Origin of the sequence: Nostoc sp. CMAA1605 (assembly GCF_021596505.1) — a bacterium.
GTDB lineage: Bacteria > Cyanobacteriota > Cyanobacteriia > Cyanobacteriales > Nostocaceae > Trichormus.
Genome location: NZ_PJIZ01000018.1, coordinates 1 through 16,815, shown reverse-complemented (window position 1 = coordinate 16,815; position 16,815 = coordinate 1). Strand labels below are relative to the sequence as shown.

At 40.1% G+C, this 16,815-nt stretch carries 9 protein-coding genes; 4 read left to right on the top strand and 5 right to left on the bottom strand.

Annotation, left to right across the window (positions count from 1 at the left end; genetic code table 11):
- Nucleotides 1-75: 75 nt before the first annotated feature.
- The 3 genes from CV014_RS09010 to CV014_RS09000 form a co-directional block, all read right to left on the bottom strand.
- Nucleotides 76-342: a type II toxin-antitoxin system RelE family toxin gene (locus CV014_RS09010; RefSeq protein WP_236141715.1), complete on the bottom strand. Its 267-nt coding sequence runs from the start codon at nt 340-342 to the stop codon at nt 76-78.
- Nucleotides 339-587, bottom strand: a complete 249-nt coding sequence (locus tag CV014_RS09005) for a hypothetical protein (RefSeq protein WP_236141714.1) — start codon at nt 585-587, stop codon at nt 339-341. Before CV014_RS09005 ends, CV014_RS09010 begins: the two co-directional genes overlap by 4 nt.
- A 134-nt stretch (nt 588-721) precedes the next feature.
- Nucleotides 722-2,392: a transglutaminase domain-containing protein gene (locus tag CV014_RS09000; protein WP_236141713.1), complete on the bottom strand. Its 1,671-nt coding sequence runs from the start codon at nt 2,390-2,392 to the stop codon at nt 722-724.
- A gap of 231 nt (nt 2,393-2,623) precedes the next feature.
- Here CV014_RS09000 and CV014_RS08995 point away from each other — a divergent pair, with 231 nt between their 5' ends.
- From CV014_RS08995 to CV014_RS08980, 4 genes are all read left to right on the top strand, one after another.
- Nucleotides 2,624-2,794: a hypothetical protein gene (locus CV014_RS08995; RefSeq protein WP_236141712.1), complete on the top strand. Its 171-nt coding sequence runs from the start codon at nt 2,624-2,626 to the stop codon at nt 2,792-2,794.
- Nucleotides 2,795-2,983: 189 nt separating this feature from the next.
- A complete protein-coding gene (locus tag CV014_RS08990; RefSeq protein ID WP_236141711.1) occupies nt 2,984-5,854 on the top strand; it encodes a cation-translocating P-type ATPase in 2,871 nt (956 codons plus the stop codon).
- Nucleotides 5,855-6,061: 207 nt separating this feature from the next.
- Nucleotides 6,062-7,189, top strand: a complete 1,128-nt coding sequence (recF, locus tag CV014_RS08985; protein ID WP_236141710.1) for a DNA replication/repair protein RecF — start codon at nt 6,062-6,064, stop codon at nt 7,187-7,189.
- Between the two features lie 206 nt (nt 7,190-7,395).
- Nucleotides 7,396-7,809 (top strand): hypothetical protein, encoded by a 414-nt coding sequence (locus tag CV014_RS08980; protein ID WP_236141709.1) that lies wholly within the window; start codon nt 7,396-7,398, stop codon nt 7,807-7,809.
- Nucleotides 7,810-7,820: 11 nt separating this feature from the next.
- On the opposite strand, the gene CV014_RS08975 is transcribed toward CV014_RS08980, so the two are convergent.
- Both CV014_RS08975 and CV014_RS08970 read right to left on the bottom strand, forming a co-directional pair.
- Nucleotides 7,821-11,723 carry a non-ribosomal peptide synthetase gene (locus tag CV014_RS08975; protein WP_236141708.1) on the bottom strand — a complete coding sequence of 1,301 codons (3,903 nt, stop codon included), beginning with the start codon at nt 11,721-11,723 and terminating at the stop codon, nt 7,821-7,823.
- A 3-nt stretch (nt 11,724-11,726) separates the two neighbouring features.
- Nucleotides 11,727-16,815 (bottom strand): non-ribosomal peptide synthetase (locus CV014_RS08970; RefSeq protein WP_236141707.1); only part of this gene is annotated, 5,089 nt, incomplete at its 5' end.

Here is a 16,815-nt window from a genome sequence, read left to right as displayed (position 1 = left end):
TTCGTGTATTAAAGCAGTAAAAATGTAATTTTGCGTTTCGGAAATTCCTTTGTAGATGCTCAATAATACCCATCATCATTTGTGATTTTTATAAACATCTCTCCGATGTTTACATTGTAAAATCCGTACTAGTTGACTTTCATCATTAATCTCATACCGTATTCTATAATCACCAACTCGGATGCGGTATTCGTTATCAAAATTTTTTAATTTTACAACTCCATCAGGACGTGGCTCATCTGCGAGGTTTTGAATTTTCTCCAAAACACGCATACTCACATCATCTGGTAGAATGTCTATTTGTTTTTGTACCGACTTGGAAATAATGACAGCATAACTCATGATTTCTGCTTTGAGCGTCTAGCGATATACTCATCCACAGTTCTATATTCGCCAACTGCGTATTCATTACGAACTGCTTGAATTTCTACTTGTGTCTCCGCATCATCCTCATACAAAGACTCTTCAGCTTCAAAAATTTGTTGCTCAATCATCTGTTGTAATCGTAGTTTTTCTTCTAAATTAAGAGAAGATATTACTTGTGCTAAATCTTCTAAGGAAAGTTGTACTTTAACAATGGCAGGCATTTTGCAATTACTTTCGTCGTTTTAGCCTTATTGTAACGTCAATATTCATGTTGGGTTAAGTTCCGCCACTCTAGCAAAACCCCAAATTAATACCAACCAATCCCCAATCCCCAATCCCCAGTCCCCATATTCCCTTAAAACGGTGGTAATTCCTGAAGAATGGTGAAGCGGATATGATTAATCGCCAAATCACCTAGAGGAATATCCTCTTTAGTTACCCTTTTACCTTGACTGCTTAATGTTTCAAAGGATATGCCTTTACCAATTTCGATGTGATACCAACATAAACCCATGAAAAAGCGCGTGGGATAGGGGCCATAATCACCTAAATCATCGGGATTTGATTCCATTGGCAACCATCCCATACCAGGTATGTAAAATTCTAACCACACATGATTAAAATCTGGTTGCAGGGGAACTCCTTGATGTTCGCCATTTGGGGGACATTTGTATCTACCCACAGTACGGCAAGGAATGCCATTCAAGCGACACAGTGCCAAAAGTACCCCTACATACTCCCCACAAGAACCTACACCCCTTTCTAAAACTATATCGGGCGTATCAATATAGGGTTTGATGCCATAGGAAAGTTCATCATAGACATAGTTGCGGATGCTGTACATTTTCCGCAGGAGATTTGTTTCCGTACCGATGGCTTCACGGGCGGAACGCCGCACAATGGCTGTATCCATTGCTAAATCATCATTGTCCACCAGATAGCGGGTTTCAATTTCTGGGGAAATTTCGGGAATCTCTTCCACATCTTTGGGTGTAATGCGGTATTTAATCCCCCGTACTTCCACTTGTGCTTTCCAGCCAAATATATGTCGTTCGCCAGGGACAAGAGACTCAAATTTAAACACAGCTACCCGTTGTCCATCAATAATTTCTTCTGTGAAGGGTATACCGATGGGTTCAACGTGTTTCACCTTTTGGCGTTCGGTTTCGGAAGGCAGGGCAATACGCCATTCCACATCAGGTAAATACACCTCTTCTAAGGGGGCTATTTCCTCGACGTAGGACATTTCAATCAGATAGCCATTAGAAAGGGCGTATTTTTGCTCTGGTGCGTGATGGTAATAAAGGGGGTGAATAAAAGTGCGATCGCGGTATGTTAATTCATGATTAGGATCAGCGTTGGGGTTATCCCGAATATAAGGTTCTTCGGAAGCATAAGCCACAAACAGACTTTCCTTCCCTGTTTGCGTGTCTAGGTGTATGGCTATACCTGTAGGCGAATCAAAGGGAGTTAACACGCTAAATCTTACTTCCCCAGTCGCCCGATCCATAGAATACACCGTTTGTTCAGTGCGATCGCAAATCCACAGGGTTTCTCGATTCACTGCTAAATTTTCTACCCCCACCCCAGGAGTATAAAATCTGGTAATTTCCTTGCGGCTATCACGGTCATAAATCAGAATGTAGCCTAATTTCTGACAACTCACGTAGACTGTGGAGTCCCAAACGGCCACGCCATCAGCAGCGTAGGGTAAAGTAGCAAAATGCTCTAAAGCCAAAGATGACAGTTTAGATACATAAACACTGTTACCACGAGTTACCCAGAGTGTATCTTCCCAAACAGCTAAACCTTTCACCTCACTAAATTCTCTGGTTTGGTGAGGGTTAATGATTCTACTGTTATCAGTGTGAGGGTCAATTTCTAGTAAATGCCCCTTAATCGTATCAATCGCAATCAGTCGGTCTTGGATAAATGCAATGCCACATAAAGCAGCAGCAGTCAACGGTCGAATTGTCCTTTGCCCAAACATTTGGCTAGCTGTCAAACTGGTGGGTGCAAAACTCATATTAAGCTTTATTGGGAACTAGGGATCGGGGATTGGGTATTGGGGATGGGGAAGTCGTTGTTATCAACTCATTAACAAGCCCTTTTGGGGCGGGTGTAGGGGTATAGGGGTGTAGGGGAGCCACTGGCGTGGGCGGGTTTCCCGACTTGAGCCAAGTGGCGTGTGTAGGGGGAAGAAAGAGCAGCCAACCTAACCCTTGGGTTAAAAGTCCTGCTCCTTGGGGCAACGGTGTTGGGATCTTTTTCAATCCCCGTCCAGCACTTCAACCCCTACACCCTTACACCCTTACACCCTTACACCCATAATGAATCTCTCACTCCCCTTGTTCTTGGCAGTCGCTCCCCTTGGGCAAAGAAAGCCCAAGACCGTGCTGCTTTTGTGTTCACTTCTATGAGATATTAAAATATCTTATAAAGAAATCTGGCTTAAGTAATAATACATATGAAGTGCCGCCAAAAATTGACGTTGACTAATAATTTCGTATCATAGCCATACGAGTTGACCATAGTTTTAATGTAACTTGAGTGGATGGTTTTCCGTCCATTACTCAATTATGATCAAATCCTGTAACCATTTTTTGTGACTGACACAATGTCTGCTAATTCTCTGCCTGAAAATATCACCAGTTGGCATAGTTTGGAAGTTGATAAAGCACTCGGCCTGCTCTCTAGTAATGCAGATAGTGGCTTAAGCGTAGAAGCAATTGAACAAAGGTTGCAAAAGTACGGCCCCAACGAATTAGAAGAACAAGGAGGTCGTAATGCTTGGGAAATCCTGCTAGATCAGTTTAAGAATATTATGTTGTTGATGCTGATTGCAGTAGCTTTCATTTCTGGGTTTTTAGATTTTATGGCTTGGCAAGCCAATACACTCAAACCAGGAGAAGTGCCATTTAAAGATACAGTTGCTATTTTGGCGATTGTCATTCTCAACGGTGTTTTAGGCTATGTCCAAGAAAGTCGGGCAGAACAAGCATTAGCCGCCCTCAAAAAAATGTCTTCTCCTTTGGTGCGAGTCCTCCGCAACGGCAAATTAGTGGATGTCGCAGCTAAAGCAGTCGTCCCAGGGGATGTGATGCTACTGGAGGCTGGGGTGCAAATAGCCGCCGATGGACGTTTGATTGAACAAGCGAATTTACAGGTGCGAGAATCAGCCCTGACAGGTGAAGCAGAAGCAGTTAGTAAACAAGCAAATATTACATTACCAGAACAAACACTTGTAGGCGATCGCATTAATTCCGTATTTCAAGGAACGGAAGTCGTCCAAGGACGGGGTAAGGTACTGGTCACAAATACCGGGATGCGTACCGAACTAGGAAAAATTGCGGAACTGTTGCAGTCGGTAGAAAGTGAACCTACCCCACTACAGCAACGCATGACCCAATTAGGGAATGTGCTAGTTACGGGTTCTTTGGTTTTGGTAGCGATCGTTGTGATTGGCGGTATTATTCAAGCCAGAGGCTTTAGCAATTTACAAGAACTTTTAGAAGTTTCTTTAAGTATGGCGGTGGCTGTTGTCCCAGAAGGTCTACCTGCTGTAATTACCGTGACTTTAGCACTGGGAACTCAGCGCATGGTGCGCCGTCAGGCTTTAATTCGCAAATTACCTGCGGTAGAAACTTTGGGTTCTGTCACCACAATTTGTTCTGATAAAACCGGTACATTGACTCAGAACAAAATGGTAGTGCAGTTAGTTTATACCAATCAGCAAAACTTCAAAGTCACGGGTGAAGGTTATGCACCTGTGGGAGATTTTTACTTAGACAGTGATGCCGATTACCCCATTGTGCCAGAAGAATATCCTGAAATTGCCTCTTTATCAGTGGCTTGTGCTGTTTGTAATGATTCGGTGCTGCAAAAAGAAAATGGAGAATGGGCAATTTTAGGCGACCCCACAGAGGGTGCTTTAGTTACCCTAGCGGGAAAAGTAGGTATTGAAAAAGACCAATGGCTCAGTAAATTACCCCGTGTTGGTGAATTTCCTTTTTCCTCAGAACGTAAGCGGATGAGCGTGATTTCTCAGGTAGAAAAGGTGTCCACAGGAGAAGCATCTGTAACAGATGTTGACCCCAAAATCGCCGGATTACTCAACAATGAACCTTACGTCATGTTTACTAAAGGTTCGCCGGAGTTAATTTTGGCGCGGTGCAGTCGGATTTATCTGGGTACAAACGCCGCACCACTAACCGAAGAGCAACGCAGTCAAGTTTTGGCACAAAATGACAAAATGGCTAGCAATGGTCTGAGGGTGTTAGGTTTTGCCTACAAACCCCTCTGGGAAGTACCACCAGAAGGCACAGACGAAACCGCAGAAGAGAGTTTGGTGTGGTTAGGCTTAGTGGGAATGCTAGATGCACCCCGCCCGGAAGTGCGCGCCGCCGTCCAAGAATGTCGAGATGCTGGGATTCGTCCCGTGATGATTACTGGCGACCATCAACTAACCGCACGGGCGATCGCCACAGATTTGGGTATTGCTCAAGCAGGTGATAGGGTGATCACCGGTCAAGAATTACAAAACATGAGTGACGAAGAACTCAAAGAGCAAGTTGACCTAGTCAGCGTCTATGCACGTGTAGCCCCAGAACACAAACTGCGGATTGTACAAGCCCTGCAAAATCGCGGTAAATTTGTCGCTATGACTGGGGACGGTGTCAATGATGCTCCAGCTTTAAAACAAGCTGATATCGGTATTGCAATGGGTATTACTGGTACTGATGTCAGTAAAGAAGCCAGTGATATGGTACTTCTAGATGATAACTTTGCCACCATTGTCGCCGCTACCAAAGAAGGTAGGGTAGTATACACCAATATTCGTCGTTTTATTAAATACATCCTGGGCAGTAATATTGGGGAAGTCCTCACCATCGCCGCCGCACCACTTTTAGGGCTAGGTGGTGTTCCCCTCACACCTCTGCAAATTCTGTGGATGAACTTAGTCACAGACGGTTTACCTGCTTTAGCATTAGCAGTAGAACCCCCTGAACCAGATGTGATGAAGCGTCCGCCTTTTAGTCCCCGTGAAAGCATTTTTGCTAGGGGTTTGGGTTCTTACATGGTTCGCATTGGGGTGATTTTCGCCATCATTACAATTATTTTGATGGAGTGGGCTTATACACATTCCCAAACATTCACCGGCGAAGGACTAGACCCTGAAAGATGGAAAACAATGGTATTTACTTCCTTGTGTATTGCTCAAATGGGTCACGCCATTGCCATTCGCTCGAATAATCAACTAACCATTGAGATTAATCCTTTCTCGAATATGTTTGTGTTAGGAGCTGTAATTGTCACCACGATTTTGCAACTCATGCTGATTTATGTCCCACCCTTAAGAGCATTTTTCGGTACTCACTGGCTACCCCCCACAGAATTAGCAATTTGTTGTGGTTTCAGTGCTTTAATGTTCGTCTGGATTGAAATGGAAAAACTCTTCTTCCGCTTTATGGGCAAAAAGACCGTGTAAAAAAGGTAAAAGTAAAAAGTAAAAAGCACAAGAGAAGAACATAAGAATGATGGCTTTTACCGTGAATATCGTTAAATTTTTAGTCTCACCCACAGGTAAAAGTTAATCCTCTTTTCTTTTGCCTTTTACCCTCCGGGTTCACCACTTGCTTTAAGCCGGGAGACCCGTCCAACGCAGTGGCTCACCTTTTTACTTTTGCCTTGTCCTATGTACCTAAAAACCATAAATCTCCGGCATTTTCGCAACTACCAAGAGCAAGAAGTCAAATTTACTGCTGCTAAAACAATTTTGGTGGGGAATAATGCTCAGGGAAAGTCTAACTTATTGGAAGCGGTGGAGTTATTAGCAACATTGCGATCGCATCGGATGGCACACGATCGCGATATTGTGCAAGAAGGTGAGCCAGTAGCCAAAATTGATGCTGTTGTAGAACGACAAACCGGCGTAATTGACCTCAGTTTAACTCTGCGTCGCAATGGTCGCCGCACTGTAGCCTTAAATGGTGAGTCTTTGCGGCGACAAATGGATTTTTTGGGTGTCCTCAATGCTGTGCAGTTTTCTAGCTTAGATTTAGAATTAGTCCGTGGTAGTCCGGAAGCAAGGCGCAACTGGTTGGATACTTTATTAGTCCAACTAGAACCAGTTTATGCCCACATCTTACAGCAATATAATCATGTGTTACGCCAACGCAATGCCCTATTAAAAAAGTTGCAAGATTCTATCTCCAGCACTCAAAAATCAGAACTGGCTTTGTGGGATGCACAATTAGCTATTTCTGGTACAAAGGTGATTAGAAGACGCGATCGCGCTCTCCAAAGACTAGCACCAATTGCAGCAGCTTGGCACGCCAGCATCAGTGGTAGCACTGAGGTTTTACAGATTCAATACGCACCTAATGTTCCCTTAACCGAAACCCAGCCAGAACAAGTCCAGCAAGCTTTTTTAACCAAAATACAACAGCGAGCCGTTGCCGAACTCAACCGCAATACCACCCTTGTCGGCCCCCATCGGGACGAAGTAGAATTAACCATTAATCAAACTCCGGCGCGTCAATACGGTTCTCAGGGTCAGCAGCGCACCTTAGTATTAGCCCTCAAATTAGCAGAATTGCAATTAATTGAAGAAGTTATTAAAGAACCACCATTACTTTTGCTGGATGATGTTCTTGCTGAACTAGATCCTTCCCGGCAAAATCAATTACTTGATGCTATTCAAGACCGCTTTCAAACCTTAATTACAACAACTCACTTAAGTTCTTTTGATGCCCAATGGTTGAACTCATCTCAAGTTATTTGTGTACAATCAGGACGAATATTATCACCAAATACACTTTGATCAACGCTATTTTATATTGAACTATGCGAATCCGACTTGATTATTGAAATGATTTGCGTAGGTAGGGAACAGTGAACAGAGGTGTACCTGGCTTTGCAGAAATCAAATATGATTCCTATATTTTATATTGAGATCATCATTAATTAGGAATTTAGAGTATTTTAAATTTCATCAAATACTAATTTTAAATCATGACAATATTATCGATGTTTAATCAAAAAATTACCCTTAGCCAGAGTGAAATTATCTCTTTAGGAGCATCATTGCGCCAAATTGAACAAAAAGTATTAAAACAGAAACTAAATGAAGGTAAACTAAAAATTTGGTTTCAAGGAGAAGAACCTTATTTTGATGTCTTATTTGAATTGCAAAATAATGAAATATTATGGTTTGAATTTACTTTACGTGGTAAATCACTGTCCTGGGATCGGAGGAAACATAAATTACAAACAGGAACTACCAACGAGTTAAGTATTAATGATGCTAGTTTCTACGCAGCTAGCAAAACTATTGATAATGATATGCAAATAGATGGGGATTTTATCCAGTTAGTTAAATCCATTCTGGAAACTAGAGCCAAGGAGGAAATTTTTGCTAAAGCATTAATGCTGTTTGACTAGCCTTTCTGAATCTACTGAATTACAAACTCATCTGCGTCCAGACTGAGAATCGTATTAATAATAGCCGCGTTTTGATTCAGATAGGGAGGATCAATCATCTCACGATGGACACCATAAGCATAATGATTGATACGTCGTCCCTTTGTAGCTTGTGTCCAATCATCTTCATAATCGTAGTTACCCTCAGCCCGGATGAGATGAATATTGCCATGAATTTGGACATTTTTTAGGTCGGAATGCCAGAGAAAATTAAAGTATTCCCAGACTTGATTGTAAGTGCGATCGCGTAACTTTTGATTCTCCATAAAGTAACGCCTCAATTCCTGACGTTTGGGATTTAACAAGAAACTATCTACACCTTCTATAATTTCTGACATTTCAGCTTTTATAGCTTCACGCCCACCACGATAAGTATCTATTAAAATGACATCAGAAACTACACGTCTACGACTTTCTAATTTTTGAGCCATCAACATCGCTAAAAAACCACCGGCTGAATGTCCCATTAATTTTAAGTCTTGATTTGGTGCTATATTATCTATCAATTCGGCATATTTTTCTAAATTTGCCTCATCAGCAATATATCTAAAAGTATAGATAGCATAGTCTGTTAAATAATCAGCTAAATTTGCGTAAGCTGCGGCAAAACCAAGGGCTGGGGGAAATATAAAAACAGCTTTTTCGCGTGCTTGATTAAAAACTACATAAGGACGTTCTTTAGGTTGAATATTCATCTCTTTGGCATAGATGATATATTCACTCAATTCTGCAACTGTAGGCTTTTCATAAATCATCGATAATGGAATTTCAATTTCCAATTCTTGATAAATTAATGCCATCAAATTCATTGCTTGTAATGAGTGACCACCTAAATCAAAGAAATTATCATTTACTCCTACTTTTGATACTTGTAGAACTTGTTGCCAAATATTTGCCAAAATTCTTTCTGAGGAGTTGCGGGGCGGTAAATAGGTGGATTCTACTATCGATACTTCATCAGGTTTAGGTAATTTTTTACGGTCTATCTTACCATTAGGATTTAATGGGAATTCTGACAAGACAACAAAAGCTGAAGGTATCATGTAAGCTGGCAGCTTTTGCTGTAGGAAACGACGTAAATCACTAGGGGTCAACGATGAATTTTTTATAACTACATAGGCTATTAAACGTTGGTTTTCAGCAGTATCCGCTTGCAGAACAACAACTGTTTGTTCTACTTGGGGGTGAGTATCTAAAAGTAATTCAATTTCTCCTAACTCAATCCGTAAACCACGTAATTTGACTTGATGATCGATGCGACCAAGATATTCAATATTCCCATCACTGAGATAACGAGCTAAATCTCCAGTTTTATATAATTTACCTTCACCAAAGGGGTTAGAAATGAATTTTTCATGAGTTAATTCTGGTTGATTGAGGTAGCCTCTCGCTAACTGCACACCCCCAATATACAGTTCTCCGGGAATGCCAATCCCAACTGGTTGGAGATGAGGATCAAGGATGTAAGTTTGGGTATTGGCAATGGGGCGACCAATGGGAATTATTCGACAGTTAGAATGTGGCTGACATTGCCAGCAAGTAGCATCAACTGCTGTTTCTGTTGGGCCGTAAAGATTATGCAATTCACAATTGAAATGCTCAAAAAAGCGTTGGGTCAATTCATAAGATAGTGTTTCTGCACCACTAAATACTCGCTTTAAAAAACGACAACTTTCTACGTTTGGTTGTTGCAGGAAAATTCGCAACATTGAGGGAACAAGAAATACTTGAGTGACTTGTTGTTGGGAAATTAAATTAATCAAGTAAGCTATATCTTTATGACCTTCAGGTTTAGCAACTACTAAAGTAGTGCCAGATGTTAAAGACCAGAATATCTCCCAGACTGAAGCGTCAAAGCTTAAAGGAGTTATGTGTAGGATGCGATCGCTTTGTAAGCTGTAGCCATCACCTACTGTAAGCGGATAAGCATTTATCGTTCGCAATAAGTTATTGCAAATAGCTTTATGGACGTTCATCACTCCCTTGGGCTTACCTGTAGAGCCAGAGGTATAAATCACATAAGCTAAATTTTCTGAATTCGCCAAGTTGATGGGGTTATGCTGGCTATGATTCGCAATTATGTGCCAATCCCGATCTAAACACACCACTTCACCTGGATTTGCGCCTAAAGAGTCCAATAAAGACTGCTGAGTCAGTAAGATGGATACTGCTGCATCCGTGAGCATATGAGTTAAGCGATCGCTCGGATAACTAGGGTCTAAAGGCAGATATGCTCCCCCTGCTTTTAATATTCCTAATAGTCCGATGATCATCTCTAGGGAACGCTCCGCAAAGATGCCCACCAATACTTCTGGTTTAACGCCTTTTGTTCGTAAATAGTGAGCTAATTGATTGGCTTTTGCATTTAATTGTTGATAGGTTAATGTTTGACCTTCAAATATAACTGCAACTGCATCGGGATGGCGTTCTACTTGTGCTTCAAATAACTCATGGATACATTTTTCTAAAGGATATGCAACTTCTGTTTTATTCCACTCTCTTAGTAACTGATCACGTTCTTCAGGCGTTAGTAAATTGATTTGTGACAATTGACAATGAGGATTTTCAACTACTGCCTGAATAACTTGTAAGAAGTGACCGCCCATTCTAGCGATCGTTTCTGCTCGAAATAGATCCGGCTCGTATTCTATCAGCAATCTTAAGCCGTTGGCATTTTCAAAAAAACTCCAACTCAAATCGAATTGAGCCGTTCGTGGTGTTAGTGGGTAAGCTTCATGTTCAATTCCAGGAATTTTTATCACTGCTTTACTATCTTGATTTAGCAGTGAAAACATCACATCAAATAATGGATTTCTTGATAAATCTCGTTCTAAATCGAGGGCAGATACTAATTGGTCAAAAGGATAATTATTATACTCATAAGCATCAAGACAAGTATTTGTTACTTCTGCCAATGCTTGTTGAAAAGTTCCCGTTTCTGGGAGTAAAGTTCTTAAAGCTAAGGTATTAACATAAAAGCCAATTTGGTTTTCTAGGTCTGGATGATTGCGTCCAGAAATAGGTATACCAATGACTAAATCACGCTGTCCGGTGTAACGATAGAGTAATATTTTAAATAAAGTTAAGAGAATAATAAATAAAGTTGTGTGATTCCCAGCAGCAAAAGAGCGTAGCTTTTCGCTGAGACTCTGACTAAAATTATAAGTATATGTACCAGCTTGAGAAGATTTAAATTGTGGTCTAGGAAAGTCGGTAGGTAAGTTAAGTATAGGTGGTTCTCCAGCAAAGCGATCGCACCAGTAATTATGCTGTTCTTTGGCCTCCTCAGTTGCTAGCCACTGATTTTGCCATACAGCATAATCCTTATATTGCAATGGTAATGGGGGTAAGGCGGCAGTTTTTTGCTGTGTGCCAGCAGAGTATAAAGTCACGAACTCGTGGAAAAGAATATCGAGCGATCGCGCATCTCCAATAATATGGTGTAGGGTCAACCCAAATAAAAATTCCTCTGACTTTATCTGTACTAATAAAACTCGCATCAAAGGTAATTGCTCTAAATCAAACCGCGAGTTGGCTGACTCTTGAATCAAGCGATCGGCTATTGTTTCTGCATTATCTTCTTCTCTTAAATCTTTAAAAGATATTAATTTTTCGCTAGGTACTTCTTCATGTATAACTTGCTGAATTTTGCCTGCAACATTTGTAAAAGTAGTACGCAAAATTTCATGACGATTCACAAGTTGTTGAAAAGCTGCTGTCAGTGCGGCAATATCTAATTTGCCACTGATTTTCATTGCCAGCCTAATATTGTAAGCACTAGAATATTCGCTTATATGGTGCAGAATCCACATCCGCCTTTGAGCATGGGATACTTCATAATATTGTTGATTCGGTAGTGACTTTATCATGATCATTGTTTATTGTCGTGATTGAATCAAATCAGCTTGTGCTTTTAAAGTATTTTGAGTAAAAATTTCCCGCAACCGCAGGGCAACCCCGAATTGATTACGGATCTGTGATACTAAACGCATTGCCTTTAAACTATTTCCCCCTAGTTCAAAAAATGACTGATTAGCATCACTCACCTCAACATCTAATAATTCGCGCCAAATCGAGGCTAATAAAGCTTCTTGTTGATTAAGGCTAGTAATTTCATCACTTGTTTGGCTAATATTTATTTCTGGTTTTGGTAGTTCTAGACGATTAACTTTGCCATTTGGTAATAACGGAAAATCTGCCAACTGCATCAAATGAGTTGGCTGCATATAAATCGGCAAAACTTGTTTTAATTGGCTGCTAATATGTTGCTGATTTATAGAATTATTTGCTTGATAATATGCAATTACTCTCACTAACTCTTCTTGTTTCTCAGCAATTACCAGTGCTTTTTCTACACCATCAATAGCAGCTAGTGCATCTTCAATTTCTCCCAACTCAATCCGTACTCCATTCAACTTCACTTGGTTATCACTGCGTCCTATCACTTCCACCGTTAAATCTGGTAGCAGTCTTCCCAAGTCTCCTGTGCGATAAACTATATCAGTGCCATGATTCAAAGGATTGGGTACAAAAACGGAATTGGTTAAACTTTCGTCTTGGTAATAGCCTTTTGTTAAATAAGGTGACTTGACAAAAATTTCTCCTACTTCTCCTACAGCACAAGGACGAGTCCCATCAATGACTGCAAACGCCGCCTCTGACAGTGTTTTACCCCCAGGAACTCTGGCATAAGTAATTTTATTTGGGTCAGGAATCCGATAAAAATGTTTGACAAAAGTGGTTTCACTGGCACCATAAATATTCACAAATTCTGTTTGAGAACCAAAAACTTGATGCCATTCACACAGTTCTTTAACAAATAAAGGTTCTCCTCCTAACACTAAAACTTGTAAGTTCTGGAGTAATTGATCAGCATTAGCTAAATTTTTACCAGCCTTTAAAAATAGGCGCATCACCGAAGGTACAGTGTGCAGTAAGTTAATCTGCCATTCTCCTAACCGCAGTAATAATTTTTCTAAATCTTCGCGGTCTGTGCTATCAAGAATATAAAGAGTGCCTCCAGAACATAAAGTCACAAGAGTTTCTCTCAGATAAGCATCAAAATTAATTTTTGCAATTTGCAGACAACGCCAGTTGTGATTAATCCCAAATTCTAATTTTTCCCAATTGAGGAAATGACGCAAACTGCCATGACTACCAAGTATGGCTTTGGGTTCACCTGTTGAACCAGATGTAAACATAATATAGTTAGAATCATCTGCTTCAGGCATAATTAGAATTTTATCATCATGACTTGCTACTACAGGCAAGCATTGATAATCTTTGCCATCCCATTGATAGAATTGCTGAATTTCATGAGCAGTCAAGACTAATATTTGAGGTGGTTTTGGTAATACTGCTAGTCGTGGTTTAACGATATCTAAATTCTCGGCATCGACTACTATGAGCGTAGGGGATGTTTTGCTCATCATGCGTAAAGCGCGTTCTTCTGGCTCATCTAAACGCAGAGGTAAATAAATTCCCCCAGCCTTAAATACTGCTAGCATGGCTAATACTTGACGGTAATCTCCTTCAAGCATTACGCCACAAATAGTATCTTTATGAATACCTAAATCTTTAAAGATATTCGCCCAAGAGTTAGTCAGTGTATCTAATTCAAGATAGCTAAATTCACCACCAGGATAAATAATGGCTGGTTTGTCTGGTAAAGCTATTACTTGGTCGCTAAAATCATGGATGACTGTACGCGCTTCTAAGCGGGGTATTGGTTGGATAAAGTTTTGTAAAAAAGTGTTTTCTGTTGGTGATAAGATAGCAATTTCACCAAGTGCTTGGCTAGGATTATCTAGCATCTCGGTAAGCAATTTATCGAAATGACTGAGACACTTCTGCATCCTCTCAGCTTGGAATAAATCTGTGTTGTAAATTAAATCTAACCTAAGTTGCTCGTTGTGTTCGCTAAATACAAAAGATAGGTCGAATTTACTAGTAGAAGTTAATGAATCTAGAGATTTGATTTCTAATTCTTCTGCAAATACAGGTTGACCAAAATTTTGTAGCAGCACTAACACATCAAACAATGGTGTACGGTTAATCTCTTTAGAAATAGCTAGTTCTTCTACCAACATATCAAACGGGTAATCAGCGTGTTCAAATGCTTCAGTCACAGTTTGACGCACTTGTGCAAGTAGATTTTGATATCCTTGTTCTGGCTCTATTTGGTCACGGAGAACTAGTGTATTGAGAAATAAACCGATTAAAGATTGCAATTGAGGATGATTGCGAGTGGCAATTTCCGTACCAATGGAAATGTCATGCTGACCACTATAGCGATACAGTAATACTTTGACTGCTGCTAATAGTGCCATAAACAAAGTGCTTTCTGTTTGTTGACAAATTCCTCGCAATCTAGAAACTATTGCGGGTTGGAATGTCAAACTTAGATGTGAACCATTGAAAGTCTTGATAGCAGGCCTTTGAAAGTCTGTAGGTAAGTGAAGGCGGGGTATTTGCCCATTATCAAGTTTATGCCGCCAGTAATCTAAGTTTTGTCTATAATCATTACTGCGTAAAATATTAGCTTGCCATGCTGCATAGTCTTTGTATTGTATAGGCAATTTATCTGGATTTGGCTGTAAGCCTTTAACAAAGTAATTATAATATTTTAAGCATTCTTTAGCTAACAAATCCATCGACCAACCATCACAAATAATATGATGGATTTCCATGCTCAGAATATATTGCTGCTCTGCTAATTTATAAATATTAGCTCGTAAAAGTGAGCTATTTTCTAAATCGAAAGGTTCTCTATCTTGTTGAATAATTTCTAGGATGTGGCTTTCAGCATTGGGTTGATTAGTCCAATCTTGGAATCCGATATTAAAAGGACTGTGTGCCAGTACCTTTTGCCTTGGTTCACCGTTAACTAATACAAACGATGTCCGCAAAGATTCATGGCGAGCAATCAAAACCTGCATTGCTTGATCAAAAGCACTGGGGTCAAAACTTCCTGTTATTTTGAGTTGAGAAACAATGTGATAAGCAACATTATTTAAATCCATCTGTTGCAGCACAAAAAAACGTTTCTGTGCATGGGAAGTTTCATATGTTTCTTGCTCAGACAGATGGGGAATTACCGGAATATTTTCTATAGCTGTACCAGCAGTTAATAATTCTGCTTGCTCTAAAATTGTAGGATGTAAAAATATTTGTTTAATTTGAAGAGAAAGTCCAAATTTCTCTTGAATTTTACTAACTAGAGCAATTGCTTTGAGGCTGTGTCCTCCTAAGTCAAAAAAGTTATCATTAACTCCGATTTTTGATACCTGTAAAACTTCCTGCCAAATGTTTGTCAGAATCATTTCTGAGGAATTGCGGGGAGGTAGATAGGTTGATCCTAATATCGATGCTTCATCAGGTTTAGGTAATTGTTTGATGTCTATTTTGCCATTAGGGTTTAATGGCAATTCTGACAAAACCACAAAAGCTGAAGGTATCATATAAGCTGGCAATTTCTGCTGTAAGAATTGCCGGAGTTCGCCCTGTTTAAATGAGTTGTCTTTTCCGACTACATAAGCTACTAAGCGTTGGTTTTCAGCAGTATCAGCTTGCAGAACTACAACTGTTTGTTCTACTTGGGGATGAGTATCTAAAACTGATTGTATTTCGCCTAACTCAATCCGTAAACCTCTTAGTTTTACTTGATGATCGATGCGTCCAAGATATTCAATATTTCCATTAGGTAAATAACGGGCTAAATCTCCAGTTTTATATAATTTCCCTTCACTAAAGGGATGAGAAATAAATTTTTCATGAGTTAATTCTGGTTGATTGAGATAGCCTCTAGCTAAGGAGACACCCCCAATATATAATTCTCCAGCAATGCCAATAGGAAGTGGTTGCAGATATTCGTCGAGGATATAAGTTTGAGTATTAGCTATCGGGCGACCAATAGGAATTATTTGATAATTAGAATGTGGCTGACATTGCCAACAAGTTGTATAAATTACTGTTTCTGTAGGCCCATAAAAATTATATAATTCACAGTCCAATCTCTCAAAAAATCGTTGAGTCAGTTCATAAGATAGGGCTTCTCCCCCAATAAAGGCTTGCTTTAAACAACGACAACTTTCTATGTTCGTTTGTTGCAGAATAATTCGCAACATTGAAGGAACACAAAATATTTGAGTGACTTTTTGTTCAGCAATCAAGTTCATCAAATAGGCTATATCTTTATGACCTTCAGGTTTAGCAACTACTAAAGTAGTACCAGATGTTAAAGGGAAAAAGATTTCCAAAACTGAAACATCAAAACTCAACAAACCTATGTGCAGGATGCTATCACCTACTGTCAGTGGGTAAGCATTTATCGTTCGCAATAAGTTATTGCAAATAGCTTTATGGATATTCATCACTCCCTTGGGCTTACCTGTAGAGCCAGAGGTATAAATCACATAAGCCAAATTTTCTGAATTCACCAAGTTGATGGGGTTATGCTGGCTATAGTTCGCAATTACGTGCCAATCCCGATCTAAACATACCACCTCGGCTGAATTTGCTCCTAAAGAGTCCAATAAAGAGTGCTGAGTCAGTAAGATTGACACACCTGCATCCGTGAGCATATAAGTTAAGCGATCGCTCGGATAACTAGGGTCTAAAGGCAGATATGCTCCCCCTGCCTTTAATATTCCCAATAGTCCGATCACCATCTCTATGGAACGCTCCACAAAAATACCCACCAATACTTCTGGTTTAACGCCTTTTGTTCGCAAATAGTGAGCTAATTGATTGGCTTTTTCATTTAATTGTTGATAGGTCAATGTTTGACCTTCAAATATAACTGCGACTGCATCAGGGTGGTGTTCTACTTGTGCTTCAAATAACTCATGGATACATTTTTCTAAAGGATATTCAGCCTGAGTATCGTTCCACTCTACCAATAACTGATGCCGTTCTGCTTTTGTTAATAAAGGTAGTTCAGCTACCTGCTGCTGGGGATTAGCAACA

Excerpts from the sequence above, each read along its gene's own strand:
- CV014_RS09005 (WP_236141714.1), bottom strand. The coding sequence starts at position 587 with ATGCCTGCCATTGTTAAAGTACAACTTTCCTTAGAAGATTTAGCACAA.
- CV014_RS08990 (WP_236141711.1), top strand. The coding sequence starts at position 2,984 with ATGTCTGCTAATTCTCTGCCTGAAAATATCACCAGTTGGCATAGTTTG.
- CV014_RS08980 (WP_236141709.1), top strand. The coding sequence starts at position 7,396 with ATGTTTAATCAAAAAATTACCCTTAGCCAGAGTGAAATTATCTCTTTA.
- CV014_RS09000 (WP_236141713.1), bottom strand. The coding sequence starts at position 2,392 with ATGAGTTTTGCACCCACCAGTTTGACAGCTAGCCAAATGTTTGGGCAA.
- CV014_RS08975 (WP_236141708.1), bottom strand. The coding sequence starts at position 11,723 with ATGATCATGATAAAGTCACTACCGAATCAACAATATTATGAAGTATCC.
- CV014_RS09010 (WP_236141715.1), bottom strand. The coding sequence starts at position 342 with ATGAGTTATGCTGTCATTATTTCCAAGTCGGTACAAAAACAAATAGAC.
- recF (WP_236141710.1), top strand. The coding sequence starts at position 6,062 with ATGTACCTAAAAACCATAAATCTCCGGCATTTTCGCAACTACCAAGAG.